Origin of the sequence: Bradyrhizobium genosp. P (genome assembly GCF_049949265.1) — a bacterium.
Taxonomy (GTDB): domain Bacteria; phylum Pseudomonadota; class Alphaproteobacteria; order Rhizobiales; family Xanthobacteraceae; genus Bradyrhizobium.
On sequence record NZ_CP188195.1, the window covers coordinates 3231657 to 3248146 of the forward strand.

The 16490-nt window shown below is 61.3% G+C and carries 14 protein-coding genes; 10 read left to right on the top strand and 4 right to left on the bottom strand.

What is annotated here, in order from left to right:
* Window positions 1-98: 98 nt before the first annotated feature.
* From ACP2YO_RS15595 to ltrA, 6 genes are all read left to right on the top strand, one after another.
* Complete coding sequence (locus ACP2YO_RS15595) at window positions 99-1301, top strand: pyridoxal-phosphate-dependent aminotransferase family protein (RefSeq protein ID WP_426441623.1); 1203 nt, start codon at window positions 99-101, stop codon at window positions 1299-1301.
* A gap of 59 nt (window positions 1302-1360) precedes the next feature.
* Window positions 1361-2644: an MFS transporter gene (locus ACP2YO_RS15600; protein ID WP_426441624.1), complete on the top strand. Its 1284-nt coding sequence runs from the start codon at window positions 1361-1363 to the stop codon at window positions 2642-2644.
* A gap of 141 nt (window positions 2645-2785) precedes the next feature.
* Window positions 2786-3976, top strand: coding sequence for a pyridoxal-phosphate-dependent aminotransferase family protein (locus ACP2YO_RS15605; protein WP_426441625.1), 1191 nt, complete (start codon window positions 2786-2788; stop codon window positions 3974-3976).
* Between the two features lie 32 nt (window positions 3977-4008).
* Complete coding sequence (locus ACP2YO_RS15610) at window positions 4009-4806, top strand: enoyl-CoA hydratase/isomerase family protein (RefSeq protein ID WP_426441626.1); 798 nt, start codon at window positions 4009-4011, stop codon at window positions 4804-4806.
* A gap of 1012 nt (window positions 4807-5818) precedes the next feature.
* Window positions 5819-5998, top strand: coding sequence for a hypothetical protein (locus ACP2YO_RS15615; RefSeq protein WP_426441627.1), 180 nt, complete (start codon window positions 5819-5821; stop codon window positions 5996-5998).
* Window positions 5995-7140: a group II intron reverse transcriptase/maturase gene (ltrA, locus tag ACP2YO_RS15620; protein ID WP_426441628.1), complete on the top strand. Its 1146-nt coding sequence runs from the start codon at window positions 5995-5997 to the stop codon at window positions 7138-7140. Before ACP2YO_RS15615 ends, ltrA begins: the two co-directional genes overlap by 4 nt.
* Window positions 7141-7315: 175 nt before the next feature.
* Here ltrA and ACP2YO_RS15625 read toward each other — a convergent pair whose 3' ends face one another.
* Window positions 7316-8575, bottom strand: a complete 1260-nt coding sequence (locus ACP2YO_RS15625) for a flavin-dependent oxidoreductase (protein ID WP_426441629.1) — start codon at window positions 8573-8575, stop codon at window positions 7316-7318.
* Window positions 8572-9738 carry an ABC transporter substrate-binding protein gene (locus ACP2YO_RS15630; RefSeq protein ID WP_426441630.1) on the bottom strand — a complete coding sequence of 389 codons (1167 nt, stop codon included), beginning with the start codon at window positions 9736-9738 and terminating at the stop codon, window positions 8572-8574. Before ACP2YO_RS15630 ends, ACP2YO_RS15625 begins: the two co-directional genes overlap by 4 nt.
* Window positions 9739-9883: 145 nt before the next feature.
* On the opposite strand from ACP2YO_RS15630, the gene ACP2YO_RS15635 reads away from it, so the two are divergent.
* On the top strand, window positions 9884-10822 hold the full coding sequence (locus ACP2YO_RS15635) for a LysR family transcriptional regulator (RefSeq protein WP_426441631.1): 939 nt from the start codon (window positions 9884-9886) through the stop codon (window positions 10820-10822).
* A 215-nt stretch (window positions 10823-11037) separates the two neighbouring features.
* On the opposite strand, the gene ACP2YO_RS15640 is transcribed toward ACP2YO_RS15635, so the two are convergent.
* Together ACP2YO_RS15640 and ACP2YO_RS15645 are read right to left on the bottom strand one after the other, a co-directional pair.
* The gene (locus tag ACP2YO_RS15640) at window positions 11038-11604 is read right to left on the bottom strand and encodes an MBL fold metallo-hydrolase (protein WP_426443206.1); all 567 of its coding nucleotides are present in this window, start codon (window positions 11602-11604) and stop codon (window positions 11038-11040) included.
* Entirely contained in the window at window positions 11562-11726 is a 165-nt protein-coding gene (locus tag ACP2YO_RS15645) for a hypothetical protein (RefSeq protein WP_426441632.1), read from the bottom strand. The genes ACP2YO_RS15640 and ACP2YO_RS15645 overlap by 43 nt, the downstream gene beginning before the upstream one ends.
* Window positions 11727-11940: 214 nt before the next feature.
* Between ACP2YO_RS15645 and ACP2YO_RS15650 the strand changes: the two genes are divergently transcribed.
* The 3 genes from ACP2YO_RS15650 (at window position 11941) to ACP2YO_RS15660 (ending at window position 16358) form a co-directional block, all read left to right on the top strand.
* Complete coding sequence (locus ACP2YO_RS15650) at window positions 11941-12921, top strand: AraC family transcriptional regulator (RefSeq protein ID WP_426441633.1); 981 nt, start codon at window positions 11941-11943, stop codon at window positions 12919-12921.
* Window positions 12922-13391: 470 nt separating this feature from the next.
* Window positions 13392-14486, top strand: coding sequence for a pyridoxal phosphate-dependent aminotransferase (locus ACP2YO_RS15655; protein ID WP_426441634.1), 1095 nt, complete (start codon window positions 13392-13394; stop codon window positions 14484-14486).
* Between the two features lie 894 nt (window positions 14487-15380).
* A complete protein-coding gene (locus ACP2YO_RS15660; protein ID WP_426443207.1) occupies window positions 15381-16358 on the top strand; it encodes a tripartite tricarboxylate transporter substrate binding protein in 978 nt (325 codons plus the stop codon).
* The last annotated feature ends 132 nt before the right edge of the window (window positions 16359-16490 follow it).

Genomic DNA, 16490 nt, shown 5'->3' on the forward strand with positions numbered 1-16490 from the left:
ACGTCCACAATCGAATTACAAAATTAAATTGTAAAGACCAAAAATGAATGCAAAACTGACGCGACAGCAGACCAAAGAAGCCCGATCGGGAGGATATCATGCATCAAGGACGCCATTTTCTGCAGATTCCGGGACCGAGCCCGGTCCCCGACCGCGTTCTTCGCGCCATGGACATGCCGGTCATCGATCACCGGAGTGCGGAATTCGGCGAGCTCGGCCTCACCGTGCTCGAGGGCAGCCAGAAGATCTTTCAGACCGCGGGACCGGTGGTGATCTTCCCGTCGTCGGGAACCGGCGCCTGGGAAGCTGCGATCGTCAACACGCTGTCGCCGGGCGACAAGGTCCTGATGGTGGAGACCGGCCATTTCGCGACCCTGTGGCGTCAGATGGCCGGCCGCTTCGGCATCGAGGTCGACTTCGTTCCCGGTGATTGGCGCCGCGGCGCCGATCCCGGCCAGATCGAAGCGCGGCTCGCGAATGACACCGCGCGCGCGATCAAGGCCGTAATGGTCGTGCACAACGAAACGTCTACCGGCGCGACCAGCCGCATCGCAGACATCCGCGCCGCGATCGACCGCACTTCGCATCCGGCGCTGTTGATGGTCGACACCATCTCCTCGCTGGGCTCGGTCGACTACCGGCATGACGAATGGAAGGTCGATGTCAGCGTCAGCTGCTCGCAAAAGGGCTTCATGCTGCCGCCCGGCCTCGGCTTCAACGCGATCTCCGAGAAAGCCCGCGCTGCGGCGAAGACTAGCCGGATGCCGCGCTCCTATTTCGATTGGGAGGAGATGCTGAAGCCGAACGCGAAGGGCTTCTTCCCCTACACGCCGGCGACGAACCTGCTTTATGGCCTGCGCGAAGCCATTGCGATGCTGCTGGAGGAGGGGCTCGACAACGTGTTCGCCCGCCATCAGCGGCTGGCTGCGGCGACGCGCGCTGCCGTCAATCAATGGGGCCTCGAGGTGCTCTGCCAGGAGCCCTCGGAATTCTCGCCGGTGCTGACCGCCGTACTGATGCCGCCCGGCCATGACGCCGACCAATTCCGCAAGGTCGTGTTCGACAATTATAACATGTCGCTCGGCTCGGGCCTGTCAAAGGTCGCCGGCAAGGTCTTCCGTATCGGTCATCTCGGCGAATGCAACGAGCTGACGCTGCTCGGTGCGTTGACCGGCGTGGAGATGGGGTTGTCGGCCGCGGGCGTCCCGCACCGCTCCGGCGGCGTGGATGCCGCGATGAAGTCGTTCGAGCAGCGGACGCAGAGTAATTCGCCGCCGCGCCTGGAGTTGGCCGGCACCTAGCGGCCACGGCGATACCGCACGCGCACAACTCAAAAAAATACAAATTCGGGAGGGAAAACATGAGGCTTCGGCTCAAGGCCACGCACGTCGTGCTGGCGCTGCTCTGCGTGATGTATTTCATCACCTATGTCGACCGGGTGAATATCGGTACGGCGGCGGGCGAGATCCAGAAGGAGCTTGGTCTCAGCAATACCCAACTCGGTCTGGTGTTCTCGGCCTTCGCCTATCCGTATCTGCTGTTCCAGGTGATCGGCGGCTGGGTCGGCGATCGCTTCGGGCCGCGCAGGACCTTGTTCTGGTGCGGCATGATCTGGGCCGCGGCGACCATCATGACCGGCTTTGTCCATGGTCTCGTCGCGCTGTTCATCGCGCGCTTTGCGCTCGGGTTCGGCGAGGGCGCGACCTTTCCGACCGCGACGCGCGCGATGCAGTACTGGACACCTGCGAGCCGCCGTGGCTTCGCACAAGGGCTCACCCATTCGTTCGCGCGGCTCGGCAATGCCATCACCCCGCCGGTTGTCGCGCTGTTGATACTCTGGCTGACATGGCGCGGCGCATTCGTGATACTTGGTCTGGTCAGCCTGGTGTGGGGCATGGTCTGGCTCTGGTATTTCCGGAACGAACCGAAAGACCATCCCTCGATCACCGCGGCTGAGCTCGCGGTGCTGCCGGCGCGTCCGCGGGGCGAGAGGCCGACGGTGCCGTGGGGGCCGCTGCTGCAACGCATGTGGCCGGTGACGCTGACATACTTCTGCTATGGCTGGAGCCTGTGGCTCTACCTCAACTGGCTGCCGTTGTTCTTCAAGAACAACTACAGTCTCGACATCAAGAATTCGGCGCTGTTCGCCTCGGGTGTCTTTTTCGCCGGCGTCATCGGCGATAGCCTTGGCGGCGTCATCTCGGATCGCATCCTGGAGCGGACCGGCAACGTACGCTTCGCACGGCTCAGTGTCACGATCGTGGGATTTGCCGGCGCGCTGCTGTCACTGCTGCCGATCCTGTTTGTCCACGACATCACGGTCGTTGCGATTTGTCTGTCGGCCGGCTTCTTCTGCGCAGAACTGGTGATCGGCCCGATGTGGTCGATCCCGATGGACATCGCGGCGAAGCATTCCGGCATCGCGGCGGGGATCATGAACTCCGGATCGGCGTTCGCGGCCATCGTGTCGCCGCTTGTCGCCGGGTTCGTCATCGACGCTACCGGAAATTGGTACCTGCCGTTCCTGATGTCGATGGGGTTGTTGCTGCTCGGCGGCTTCTCCGCGCTGTTGATGCATCCCGAGCGGCCGTTCGAGGAGGCCGACGGACTGGCGCCGTCGGGCAAGGTGGTGGCCGCCGAATAAAGCGGCGGTGGGCCGGCGGAGAGGCGAGGGAAGAGGGTCTTGGATATGCATGACGGCCTCCCGTCTGGCGAGGGACAAACCCGGCGAATAGTGATATGCGAGCGGTTTAACAAGCCGTACGCAAGACCGGGAAGGACGCCCATGACCGTGCATACTGGAAGGCATTTTCTGCAGATTCCGGGACCGACCAACGTGCCGGATCGGGTGCTGCGGGCGATGGATATGCCGACCATGGATCATCGCGGTGCGGAGTTTGCCGAGATCGGCTTTGCGGTACTTTCCGCGATGCAGCGCGTGTTCCGCACCAAACAGCCGGTCATCATCTTTCCCTCGTCCGGGACCGGTGCCTGGGAAGCCGCTATCGTCAACACCCTGCAGCCGGGCGACAAGGTCCTGATGTGCGAGACCGGGCAGTTCGCGGTGCTGTGGCACGGCATCGCCGACAAGTTCAAGCTCGACGTCGATTTCATTCTGGGCGACTGGCGCCATGGCGCCGATCTCGAACAGATCCAGGCGCGGCTTGCCGCCGACAAGGCGCACAAGATCAAGGCGGTCTGCGTGGTCCATAACGAGACCTCGACCGCCTGCGTCACCCATCCGCGCGACGTGCGCAAGATCATGGATGATCTCAAGCATCCGGCGCTGCTGATGGTCGACACCATCTCGGGCCTCGGCTCGCTGGAGTACGAGCACGACGCCTGGGGGATCGACGTCTCCATCGCTGGCTCGCAGAAGGGGCTGATGCTGCCGCCGGGTCTCGGCTTCAACGCCGTCTCGGAAAAGGCACTGGCGGTGGCCAAGGGCAATCCCGGCATGCGCTCCTATTGGGATTGGCAGGAAATCATCAACATCAACAAGGCCGGTACCTGGCCGTACACGCCGGCGACCAATCTGCTGTTCGGCTTGAAAGAGGCGGTGAAGATGCTGGAGGAAGAAGGCCTCGACAACGTCTTCGCCCGCCACAAGCGCCACAGCGAAGCGACGCGCGCGGCGATCAGGACCTGGGGCCTGGAGACGCAGTGCCAGCAGCAGGGCGCGCATTCGCCGGCGCTAACCGCGGTGCGGATGCCGGAAGGGCACGACGCCGACCATTTCCGCAAGATCGTGCTTGATAATTTCGACATGTCGCTCGGCACCGGCCTCAACAAGGTCAAGGGCAAAGTGTTCCGGATCGGCCATATCGGCCACTTCAACGACCTGATGCTGATGGGCACCTTGTCGGGCGTCGAGATGGGTCTCGACCTGGCCAAGGTGCCGCATCGCGCCGGTGGCGTGCTGGCGGCGATGGACGTCCTGAAGGGACGCGACATCGTGCAGAAGGCCGTTGCCTGATATCGAATCCTCCACAACAGAAAGAGCGAGACATGAACGCGCCCGTCACTCCGACCGAAGACCTGATCTACGCCGTCGAGGACGGGATCGCGCGGATCACGTTCAACCGGCCGCAGGCCCGCAACGCGCTGACCTTTGCGATGTACGAGCAGATGGCGTCGATCTGCGAGGCCATCAACCAGGATCACTCGATCAAGGCGCTGATCCTGACCGGCGCGGGCGACAAGGCGTTCGCCTCGGGCACCGACATCTCGCAGTTTCGCGCCTTCAAGACCGCGCAGGATGCGCTCGACTACGAGGCGCGGATCGATCGCGTGCTCGGCACCCTCGAGCAGTGCCGCGTGCCGGTCATTGCGGCAATCGCCGGCGCCTGCACCGGCGGCGGCGCGGGAATCGCGGCCTGCTGCGACATTCGCATCGGCACCGAGGCAACCCGTATTGGCTTTCCGATCGCGCGCACGCTCGGCAACTGCCTCTCGATGTCCAACATTTCGCGCCTGGTGTCGCTGATCGGTCCGGCGCGCACCAAGGATCTCATCTTCAAGGCCCGCCTGGTCGAGGCGCCGGAAGCGCTGGCGCTGGGCTTGCTCAGCGAAATTGTGCCTGATGTTGCGACACTGCAGCGCCGCGCCGACGAGACCGCGAAACTGGTCGCGAGCCACGCGCCGATTACGCTCGAAGTGACCAAGGAAGCCGTGCGCCGCATCCGCCGCACGCTGTCGCGCGACGAGGGCGAAGATCTGATCCTGCGCGCCTATATGAGCGAGGATTTTCGCGAGGGCATGGACGCCTTCCTCAACAAGCGAACGCCGAACTGGAAGGGCAAGTAGCGGCAGCTTCTATGCTGGGCTGACCTGTACGGTCGCAGGACTGGAGGCTTCGATGAAGTGCCTGCGGATTTACTCCACGGCGGATAGCGAGCCGCACTTTGATGAAGTCGACATTCCGACCAACCCGCAGCAGGTTCATCCCAACGCTGCGATTCAAGATATCCGTCGTCACATATCAGCTTCACGCGCATTCCGGCGGGCGCGCGACAGGTCGATTGGCACACTGTTCCTGGGCGCGTGCTCACGGTGAGGCTTGATGGATCGGCCGAATACCAGACCAGTGACGGAGACCAGAGGCACGTCCCGACCGGGAGCTTCATTTTGTTCGAGGACACTCATGGCAAAGGACATAAAACGGAACATTCGCCCGAAGAGCAGACAGTCATCTGGATCAGTTACGATGAATTGCTCTGATCGGGTCGGCAATCGGCCCTTAGAGACGTGTCGAGCTGGGGCGTGAACGTCCGCTTCTTGAGCGCCACCAGAAGTCAACTACGGTGGGTCAAATCGACGCTGATGACTGTGCGCCCCGAGGGCGCGAACTACCAGTGAGGGAGGAACTCACCCGGATAATTGTCGATTGGTCCGGAAGCTGGCAGGCGGCTCGGCCGGGTAACTGGCTGGGTCGGAGCCCTGCGACGAAGGCAGCCGTGGGCTGCTGAGCGATCTGATGGGCCGTAACAAAAGTGAAGCCCGAGCAGGCCTCGAAAGTTCTAATGCGGATGCCGACCCTCCGGTCATTTGGGGAAGGCCGCACGTGTGGGGAAGCAATCGACACGCGCACCCACGCGATCCGCCGGGGTAGTGGGCACGGCACGTCGGAAGGGTAGTTCGCAGTTACAGGGGGAGACCCGTCGCGGACGAGGGTAGCGGCCTCAGCATCGCATCAGGCGGTGGTCACGGCGGGAGTCGGACGGGGCCATAGGAGCGTTGATGCCGGGTAATGCCGGTGGAGCAAAGGGCCCCGACTTCTGGTGCGCTTTTGAAGATGGTGAGGTGAAGGTGATTGGTGATGAGCCTGACAACGCCTGATAAGATCCGGAGCCTTCAGAGAAAGCTCTACTGCAAAGCGAAGGCGGAGCCCACCTTCCGCTTCTATCTGCTCTACGACAAGATCTGTCGCGAGGACATCCTAGACCACGCCTATCGGCTTGCCCGCGTTAATGGGGTGCACCAGGTGTGGACGGGATGACGTTTGCTCAGATCGAGAAGCAGGGCCTGGAAGCATGGTTGGCGGGCTTGCGCGCGGAACTGGTCTCGAAGACGTACCGACCTGATCCGGTGCGGCGGGTGATGATCCCGAAAGCGAATGGTGGCGAGCGTCCGCTCGGCATTCCGACCATTCGTGATCGTGTGATTCAGACTGCCGCCAAGATCGTGATCGAACCGATCTTCGAGGCTGACTTCGAGGACAATGCCTACGGCTACCGGCCCGCTCGCGGGGCGGTGGACGCGGTCAAGGAAGTGCACCGGCATTTATGCCGGGGCTATGCCGACGTAGTTGATGCTGATTTGTCCAAGTACTTCGATACGATACCGCATTCCGAGCTGATGAAGTCAGTAGCCCGGCGTGTGGTGGATCGAAACGTCCTGTGCCTCATCAAGATGTGGCTGAGGGCGCCGATCGAGGAACGGGACGCGGACGGAGCCCGGAGTATGAGTGGCGGCAAGCGAAACACGCGTGGCACGCCGCAAGGCGGTGTCGCAAGTCCACTGCTGGCCAACATCTACATGAACCGGTTCCTGAAGCATTGGCGTTTGACTGGCTGCGGCGAGAGCTTCCAGGCTCACGTCGTCTCCTATGCCGACGACTTCGTTATCCTCAGCCGCGGTCGTGCGGCGGAGGCACTAGCGTGGACGAAGGTGGTGATGACCAAGCTCGGGTTGACGATCAACGAGGCGAAAACTTCGTTGAGAAACGCCCGACAGGAACGCTTCGACTTCCTCGGCTACTCGTTCGGCGCGCATCGGTTTGAGGCGAACGGGAATTGGTATCTGGGTGCAAGCCCGTCCAAGAAGAGTGTGCAACGGCTCAAGACAAGAATCGGCGACCTTCTGGTGCCGAGCAATATCGATCCATGGCCGGAAGTATGTGACAAGCTGAACAGGTCTCTGCGAGGCTGGTCCAACTACTTTGGCTACGGCTCGCTGAGCAAGGCATACCGCAGCGTCGACCAATACGTCTTTGAACGATTGCGCAGGTTCCTCGCGCGAAGGCACAAGGTGCAAGGGCGCGGCAATCGCCGATTCACATTCGATGTTATTCATCGAGAACTCGGCGTTCTGTGCCTCCAACGCCTGCCCCGAGCGGTCCCGTCGCGTGCCTTGCGGTGAAGCTGGTCGGAAAGCCGGATGCCGGAAATCGGCCCGTCCGGTTTGATGAGCGGGGATGGGAAACGGGGCGTTGGCCATAGGCCCCAAGCTACCGCGCCCATCCTCGACTCTACCAAAGGCGACTTGATCAGAGTGCCAAATGTCTGCTTCGCGCTGCTTTCAGACGTTCGAAGTGTTATTCTATTTGGGATAGGTACGACGGCCTATTGTTGACTGTTTCAACATCGAGGCCTGCAGCCGCCGCAAAGGATTTCGTGATGACATCCAATTCATCCTGCGAAATCACGTCTTCGACGCGGGCAAACCCGTTTGGCGCTCGCTCTTCGGCGAGCCGCATCGCGGCCTCGGGTCCGAGATTCCGATTCCGCAAGATGATGTCATTCATTGCGGGTCGACGCTCTGCGTCATAGGACGCCAGCGCCGCGACAGGATTACTTGTCTCGGCCAAGGCACGCGTCAGGCTGCGGGCGTCCAGGATGGCTTGCGACCCAGCCTGGCCACCAATGGGTTGCATTGGATGTGCGGCGTCGCCGAGAAGTGTGACGCGGTCGAACGACCAGCCCGCGACGGGATCTCGATCGACCAGCGGAAACTCGTAGATATTGTGCGAATGCTCGATTAGCGCCTGCAGGTCGAGCCAAGGGAACCGCCAGCCCCGGAATGCCTCAAGTACTGTCTGGTTTTCGACGCGCCTGTTCCAGTCTTCGCGCGGCGGCGCCTGATCCGGCACCGTCATCTGACAAATCCAGTTGGTCAGCAATTTGCCTTCAGCCCGGGCGATCGGATAGACGATGATCCGCTGGTGGTAATGCCCAGCAATGACCATTGTTTGTCCGTCGAGGAACGGTTCGGCCTTGACTGCTGCACGCCAAAGGATTTGCCGCGCAAAACGGGGCCCGCCTTCATCGGGATAAAGTTGGTGCCGAGCGACGGAATGGATGCCGTCGGCGCCGACGAGGATATCGGCCTCTTCGAACATCTCCGATCCAGATTCCCGATCGCTGAAACGAGCTCGGACACGGCTCCCGCTTTGATCGAAGCCGACAAGCCTCGTCCCCGCGCGGACATTGCCTTCACCGATCCGCTCGCGCGTCGCTCGGAGCAGGATCAGCTGCAGTTCGCCACGATGGATTGAAATTTGCGGCCAGCGATATCCCGCCGCTAGTCCCCTCGGCTCCCCATAGATCAATTGTCCGAACCTGTTGCAGAGATTCAGCCGTTGGGTCGCAATCCCGGCGCTCGCAACGGCGTCGCCCAGTCCAAGCTCCGTCAACTCGCGTACGGCCGTCGGCTGCAGGTTCATCCCGACGCCAAGCGGAAGCGGGTCGCGCACGGCTTCGTAGACACAGACGGATATCCCAGCCTGATGCAGGCTGAGCGCGAGGCTCAGCCCACCGATCCCGCCTCCAGAGATGATAACTCGCAAAGGTTTCATTTCGCCGCTACGCGCGGATCCCTGACGTCGTTGAAGGTCTCGAACTCTGCATTACGCAGTTCGCCGTCTACCTTCTCGACCCTGCGGATGTAGATGTTATGCACGATCTCGCCGCTGTTGCGGTCGATCGACACGGGGCCGCGCGGGCTTTCCCAGCTCATGCCCTTCATCGCAGCGACTAGAGTCTTGCCGTCGGTCTCGCCGGACGTCTTCTTCAGCGCCTCATAAATGAGATGCATGCCGTCATAGCCGGAAACCGCCATGAAATTTGCACGCATATTCGCCTCCTTCCGATAGGCCTCGGTGAAAGCCTTGTTCAGGGCGGAAGCGTGCGCCGCGGAATAGAAATGCGCCGTGACGGTACCCAACATCGCATCGCCCATGTTCTGAAGGGATTCGTCGTCGGTGAGGTCGCCGGGACCGATCAACGCAATGCCGGCCTTGTCGAGGCCACGCTCGACGAACTGCCTGGCGAAGGCCGCGGCCTGCGTCGAGGGGATGAACACGAACAGCGCTTGCGGGGCGGCTTCCTTCACGCGCTGCAGGAACGGCGCGAAGTCCGGGCTGCGGAGCGGCACGCGGATCGCTTCGGCGACCTCACCACCAGCCGCCTTGTAATTGTTGGTGAAGGTTTCCTCTGCCTCGAGCCCAGGGGCAAATTCGGTAACCAGCGTCACGGCCTTGCCGAGCCCCTTCTTCACTGCCCAGTCTGCGAGAATGGCCGAGGACTGCGCCAGCGTGCAACTTGTGCGCACGAAGAAGGGCGATTTCTCGACCACGGCCGTCGTGCTGGAAATCATGATCACGGTCGGCTTCTGCGCTTCGGTGAGGAGCGGTGCGCTCGGCATCAGGTCGGCCGTCAGGCTGCCACCGATGATGTCGACCTTATCGTTGACGACGAGCTCCTGAATCAGGCGCTTGCCGGTCTCACCGGACGAGGCGTCGTCCCTGACGATCATCTCGATCCGCTTGCCGGCCACGGTCTCACCATGTTGGTTGACGTAAAGACGTGCGCCTGCGAGCACCTGTTGTCCTGCCGCCGCCAGGGGGCCGGTCATCGGCATCACCATCCCGATTTTGATGGTGGATTGGGCGCCGACGCTGCCGGTTGCGGCAATCGAAGCTGCGAGAACGGCAGCCGAAAGAACGTAATGCCTTGGCATCGTTGGCCTCCTGCGTTGGGCTCGGCGCGCATCCCGGTCGGGATTCAGGATCGCCGACTGCAGGTTGAAATACTGGCCCTCCGTGCTGTAGTTTGAAAGTCCGATTATGACACATCCCTGTAGTGCTAAGACTAAGGGGGCGAGAATGGACTGGTCGGATCGCATTGGCCGTCGCATCAGGTTGCGCGACCTTCACATCGTGCTTGCGGTTGCGGAATCGGGCGGCATGGCAAAGGCATCGCAGAAGCTCGCGATCTCCCATCCCGTCGTGTCCAAGACCATTTCCGATCTCGAACATACGCTCGGGGTGAAGCTGTTCGATCGCACTGCGCGGGGGGTCGAGCTGACCAGCTATGGAGCGGCCCTGCTCAAATGCGGTGTCAACGTCTTCGACGAATTGCGGCAGGGGCTGAAGCTAATCGAATTCCTCACCGATCCGACGTCGGGCGAACTGACGGTGGGGTGTCCTGAAATCATGAATGCCGGCATCGTGCCGGCGATTTCGGAACGGCTGCTCCAGCAACATCCAGGTGTACAGTTGCGGGTCATCCACGCCGACATCGCGTTGTCGCAGTTCGATCCGCTGCGTGAGCGCAAGGTCGAACTTCTGGTTGGACGCTTGCCGGATCCCTTTGTCGAGGATGACCTGCTGTTCGAACCGTTGCTGCAGGAGCCGTTTGTCGCAGTTGCCGGTACAAATAGCCAATGGGTACGCCGGCGCCGCATCAAATTGGCCGATTTGATCGAGGAGCCTTGGGTGCTCCCGCCGTATGACAGTACGCCCGGCGGAATCATTTCGGGAATCTTTGCAGCCAGCGGATTGAAATCGCCTCGACCCGGCGTTGCGACGCTCTCGATTCAGCTGACCACCACGCTGATCGCGACCGGCAGGTTCGTTGGCATCCTGCCGAATTCCGTTGCCCGGTTCAGTGCCCGGCGCGTGGGGCTGAAAGTCCTGCCTGCGAAAATTCCGGCCACGCACTATGCTATCGCTATCCTCACCGTCAAAAGCCGTACTCCGGGTCCGTTGGCTAGATTGTTTATCGAGCATGCGAGAGCTGTGGCAAAAACGTTGTCAACGTGATCTGAGCTGCGGCTTCTTCAACCCGTCGCCAAATACTGTGGCTCATGTCTGCTCCTGTGACAAAACCGGCCGCTAGGGTGAGTTCGCCTTCTGGCCCATCCTGACAAAATTCGCAGGCTTCGCCCGGTCTCCTTTCGAAGGAAGAGCCGACGTGATTTGCTGACTAGGAGTATTACGGCTCGTGAGACCAAGACCCGGTGCAGACATCCTCCGGGTCAGGCAGACGATGTCTTGCTCCACTTGTTCCGGAAACGCGTCGACGCATCGCTGGCGATAGGGTTGCCGTGGCCGAACCCGGCGGCATCGAATGAGAGACTGGCGAGCTTGCGCTGGCTTGCGCGACCGTCCTCCAGACTTTCGAAGCCGATCGGATCGCCGAGGCCCAGGAGGTTCATGCAGACATCGGCCGCGAACAGCATACGTCCTTGACGCCACAGCAGCGCCACCTGCCCCGCGCAATGCCCGGGAATATGAATGATCTGGAGGCCCCCGGCGATGGGCAGGATCTCTCCATCGCGCAAAGGCTGGTCGATGACGACCGGCGCCACGCGCTTGTTATGATCATAGAACAGCCTGCACATCACCCGCCGCAGCAAGCCCGGTGCCGGGCTCATGGGCCGAAAGGGACCTCCACTCTCGGCCAAAGGAATATCGAGCGGGTGCATGTAGGTCCTCGCACCGGTTTTCTGCACGATGGCTGCGGCGCTCCCAATATGATCAGGGTGGCCGTGGGTGAGAATCAGGTGCTTGAGCTCGTCGGGTCGACGGCCAACGCGGCTAATCGCCTCGAAGACGGTTGCGGGTCGCCAGCGTCGACAAGTGTCAATCCATCCTCGCCCTCGATCAGGAATGCATTTGCATTCCCCATCGGGACAACGTGCACGCCTTCGATCACGCGCTTCATGGGCAAAACCCCGCGCACGGTTTCCACCAAACAGTGAAGCCGTGTGCCCCTAGATCCTTTGAGATATGAAGACCGCTTCCTTGATTAGCCCCGGTGACCAGGGCGAGGGGTTTGTCGTATTTCATGGGAACTCCTTTTGCAGTACGGACACCTATGTCTCCGCAGCCGAACTTGCTAACATCAGAAGTCCAGATTTCGTTTGCAGGAGTCCATTGTGGTCGAACCGCTCTCCGAGGTCGTCACGCTGCTCCAACCGGGCGCTCCGTTTTCGAAGATCGTCAGCGGCGCAGGTCATTGGCGCGTACGCCGCTCGGAGTACGGGCGACCCTTCTACTGCGTGATCCTCGACGGTTCGTCCCGTCTCGCGGTCGACGGACACGAGCCGGTCGCCCTCCGGGCGGGCGACTTCATCCTGGTCCCCGCTGCCTACGGCTTCACGATGTCGAGCCTCGAGCCCGCGACGTCGGAGGACACCGATATCCCGCCCGTCACGCTGCCCGATGGCCAATGCAGAGTCGGCACTCAAGGCTGCCCGCCTGACGTTCGATTGCTGATTGGCTACTGCGTGTTTGGTTCGCCGGACGCGGCCTTGCTGGTCTCGCTCCTCCCGCAACTTGTGTACGTTCGCGGCGAGACGAGGCTGGCCACCCTCGTCGAGCTCGTGGTCGAAGAATCTCGCCAGCTGCGGCCCGCGCGGGATATCATCCTGGCGCGCCTCCTGGAGGTTGTTCTGATTGAAGCCCTTCGATCCACGGCGGGCACTGCCGCGTCGCCAGGCCTCTTGCGCGGGCTTGCCGACGCACGCCTCGCGGTCGCGATCCGACGGATGCACGAAAGTCCGACCCGGCCTTGGACGGTTGCGCAGCTCGCGAAAGAGGCAGCACTCTCCCGCTCGGCGTTCTTCGAGCGATTCAGACGCGCGGTCGGCGTCTCCCCGATGGAGTACCTGCTCGCCTGGCGCATGGCTTTGGCAAAAAACCTGCTGCGGCGGAAAGAAGGTGGCGTCGCCGAAGTTGCCGAACGCGTAGGCTACAGCTCCGCAAGCACCTTCAGCGTCGCGTTCTCCCGCCATGTCGGACTACCGCCGATGCAGTATGCGCGGGAGCAGACGGGAAATCGTGACGCTGTCGCTAGGGCGCCGGACCTCACCATCTCACCCACGCTACTCGCGCGCGCCGACGAAGTATTCGAATAGACACCACAATGTCGGTTCGTGGCACATCGCGACGAAATTCGCAGGCTTCGCCCGGTCTCCTTTCGAAGGAAGAGCCGACGTGATTTGCTGACTAGGAGTATTACGGCTCGTGACCCAATTCGGACCACAGTTAGCCGGGTGACCGAGCCCGCGCAAACCGTTCCCAGCACCGGGCCCGGCTGTTGCCGTTCGAGCGCGAGACTTGAGAACGGGTTGGGCAAGGCACCATGCGAGGTCCTGCCCTGGGTCCGTGCATGCAGGCGTCGCGCGTCGTGGTTTCCACGACACCCATAATACTACAAATGTAATCCTTTATCGCGTCCCAGCAATAAATCTGAAATTCCGCACGCGCAGTGTCCTGCTTCGGCTGAATCGAAGCTTGGTAATTATCAAGAATAGAGACCGCTGATACCGGGCGGCCAGCTTGAGAAGGTTCAAGCATGCACCAACGACAATAGGAAGAAATGGTGATGACGCGTCGCGACTATCTGACAACGAGCGTTCTCGCATTGAGCGGATTTGCACTTTCTGAAGTGCGCGGCAACGCGGAAGGCGCCAAGCATTCCCTTCGCGCGCGCCTCTCGCTCAATGAAAACCCGTTTGGACCTTCGCAACTCGCGCTCGCAGCGATTCAGGAGCAGTTCGGCGAGCTTTACCGCTATGTTGACAACGGAGCTGACGTTCTGACGCCAGCCATCGTCGAGCGCGAGGGCATATCAGCCGACCAGATCGCGCTCGGCGAAATTCTCGAAGCTATGGGGCTTCATTTGGCAACGAACGGCCCAAGCGGAGGAGAGTTCATCTATTCCGAGCCGGGCTACACCGCCTTGGTGAATGCGGTGGGGACAGGTGGAGGCGTCGTCGTCGGCGTCCCACTTAACCAAGACTTTCAAAATGATCTTGCCGCGATTGCTGCGAAAGTAGGTGCGCGAACACGAGCAATCTACCTCGTCAACCCGCATAATCCCACCGGGACGGTGAGCGATGGCGCAATATTCGAGGCTTTCGTGCGCGAGATCTCAAGGCGCGTCACCGTCATTGTCGATGAGGCCTATTTGGAATTTGAGCCGGATTTCGACCGGCGAACGGTCGTCGGCCTGACCCGGGCCGGCGAGAATGTGGTCGTGTTCAGAACCTTCGGCAAGCTCTATGGCCTGGCCGGTCTTTCCGTAGGCTATGCGGTCACCCCCAAAGCGCTCGCCGCATCGTTGAAGCGCGCCGGCATCGGCACGCCCGAGACGCTCAATCGTCCCGCTCTTGCGGCCGCAGCAGCCAGCCTGCGGGATGAGAATTACGTGACGGCCACGCGGGCAAAAGTAACTGCGGAGCGCGACAAATGGAACCTACTCTTCGATGCCTTGAAACTTCGGCACTCGGACGCCAGAGGAAATTTTGTCTTCTTCGAGACGGGTCGTCCCCACCACGAGGTCGCGGAAGCGCTTCTTGCAAAAGGCATCGAGATCGGTCGTGCATTTCCGCCCTTCGACGGCTGGGTCCGCATCTCCATCGGCTTGCCCGAGGAAAATGCGGTGGCGCGAACTGCCATCGCCGAATTGCTGAGGTGAACTAGGTATGCTCCGGCCCGTGCGGACGAAGGGGATCGAATAAAACCCGTCGATAACCGCTTTCGGGCCCTAAGCGGACCTTGTACAAGGTCCGCTTCTACTCCGCTGTTGAGGGCTGAGCAGACATTGCGGCTTTATGAGCACCAGGCGCGTGCCCTGCGCCGTCGCAATGACACCGGGGACTTTAGTGCATGGCACTGATTTGCCCGACGAGGCAAGTCCCCATGAGAAAAATATTTCGTTTTATCAGAAATGAAAATCGGTGTATAGATATGCCCGTCCCACCCGATTGAGGGGCGAGCGCACGTCACGAACGCGCGGTGGGATGCGGTGGACGCGAATTGCGCAACAGACGAGTGCGCATGAAGCGGACGGCGAAGTCGTGCAGGCCTGACGCCCTAGTGGCAGGTGTCTCATCAGCGATGGGACTAACGTCCCTGCTGACGGCGGTGACAAAAGAGCCCAGTCTCACCGGGGAGAGCACGTATAAGCCGTAACCCATCGCGCAGGGAAAGCCGGGTTGTTCCCGGTTACACCTGTGGTCCTACCCCGGTGCTTTTTGTTGCACCGGGCCCATGGGTGCAATCGGCACCCGGCTTTCCCTGCGCCCTCTGCACAATGAGAGGGCAAACGAAATGCAAAACTCGGACAGATCATGTCGCGAGAACGACAAGCTGTATCCGCCGCCGTCTTCCCTGTTTTCGCACGGAGCTTGTGGCATTGGTGGAACCCATCATTGCGCGCGAAGTGCCGCACCCTGCCTCATTCCAAAGTCATACAAGCCGCGGCAGTTCGCGGCTTGAACTCATCTGTGCTATCCGCAGAATGCGCCGCCAGCCGTCGTCGGGTTTTGACAAGCCGAACAAATAGATGGGGAAGAAACAAGTGGGACAGATTGCGAGAACCACGGCCGCCATTTCGGCTTTGCTGCTCAGCGCGCTGGCCTTCGCCGGCTGGGAGCCGAGCAAGCCGGTCGAGATCGTGGTCGCGGCCGGCGCAGGCGGCGCGTCCGACCAGATGGCGCGCATGATGCAGGCGGCGATCCAGAAGAACAATCTGATGAAGCAGCCGATCGTGGTCTCGCTGAAAGGCGGCGCGTCGGGCGCGGAAGCGCTGATGTACATGAAGTCCAGCGAGGGTGATCCCAACAAGGTGCTGATCGCCTATTCGCTGATCTACATGCTGCCGCTGTCGGCCAAGATTCCCTTCAACTGGCACGAGCTCACGCCGGTGTCGGTGATCGCGCTCGATCAATTCGTGCTTTGGGACAATGTGTCGGGCCCCAAGACGGTGAAGGATTTCATCGCGGCGGCGAAGGCTGCCAGCGCGCCGTTCAAGATGGGCGGCACCGGCTCGAAACGCGAGGACCATGTGCTGACGGTTTTCGTGGAACAGAAGACCGGCGCGAAATTCTCCTATCTGCCGTACAAGTCCGGCGGCGAGGCTGCGACCCAGCTGGTCGGTGGGCACACCGAATCCAACGTCAACAACCCCAGCGAAAACCTCGAGGTCTGGCGTGCCGGACAGGTTCGCGCGCTCTGCGTGTTCGACAAGGAGCGCATCTCCTACAAGACCAAGGTTACCGACACGCAGTCCTGGAACGACATCCCGACCTGCAAGGAAAAGGGACTGGACGTGCAGTATTTGATGCTGCGCGCGATGTTCCTGCCTGGCAAGGTCACGTCCGAGCAGCAAGCGTTTTATGCCGATCTGTTCCAGAAGGTGACGCAGACGTCCGGGTACAAGGATTACATGGAAAAGCAGGCGCTGAAGCCGATCTTCCTCACCGGCAAGGACATGCTGGAGTTCCTCGAGGACGACGACAAGCTTAACGCCACGCTCATGAACGAGGCGGGCTTCGTCGCGAAGTAGGGATCGCTGTGGTGGCGCACCCCGTAAGTGGTCATTCCGGGGCGATGCGAAGCATCGAACCCGGAATCTCGAGATTCTCAGGTGCGCAGTTGCGCACCACAGTTCACGCTGCGCGTGCCCCGGAATGACGGC

Excerpts from the sequence above, each read along its gene's own strand:
- ltrA (WP_426441628.1), top strand. The coding sequence starts at position 5,995 with ATGACGTTTGCTCAGATCGAGAAGCAGGGCCTGGAAGCATGGTTGGCG.
- ACP2YO_RS15645 (WP_426441632.1), bottom strand. The coding sequence starts at position 11,726 with ATGAAGCGCGTGATCGAAGGCGTGCACGTTGTCCCGATGGGGAATGCA.
- ACP2YO_RS15600 (WP_426441624.1), top strand. The coding sequence starts at position 1,361 with ATGAGGCTTCGGCTCAAGGCCACGCACGTCGTGCTGGCGCTGCTCTGC.
- ACP2YO_RS15625 (WP_426441629.1), bottom strand. The coding sequence starts at position 8,575 with ATGAAACCTTTGCGAGTTATCATCTCTGGAGGCGGGATCGGTGGGCTG.
- ACP2YO_RS15595 (WP_426441623.1), top strand. The coding sequence starts at position 99 with ATGCATCAAGGACGCCATTTTCTGCAGATTCCGGGACCGAGCCCGGTC.
- ACP2YO_RS15615 (WP_426441627.1), top strand. The coding sequence starts at position 5,819 with ATGAGCCTGACAACGCCTGATAAGATCCGGAGCCTTCAGAGAAAGCTC.
- ACP2YO_RS15610 (WP_426441626.1), top strand. The coding sequence starts at position 4,009 with ATGAACGCGCCCGTCACTCCGACCGAAGACCTGATCTACGCCGTCGAG.
- ACP2YO_RS15655 (WP_426441634.1), top strand. The coding sequence starts at position 13,392 with ATGACGCGTCGCGACTATCTGACAACGAGCGTTCTCGCATTGAGCGGA.
- ACP2YO_RS15605 (WP_426441625.1), top strand. The coding sequence starts at position 2,786 with ATGACCGTGCATACTGGAAGGCATTTTCTGCAGATTCCGGGACCGACC.
- ACP2YO_RS15630 (WP_426441630.1), bottom strand. The coding sequence starts at position 9,738 with ATGCCAAGGCATTACGTTCTTTCGGCTGCCGTTCTCGCAGCTTCGATT.
- ACP2YO_RS15635 (WP_426441631.1), top strand. The coding sequence starts at position 9,884 with ATGGACTGGTCGGATCGCATTGGCCGTCGCATCAGGTTGCGCGACCTT.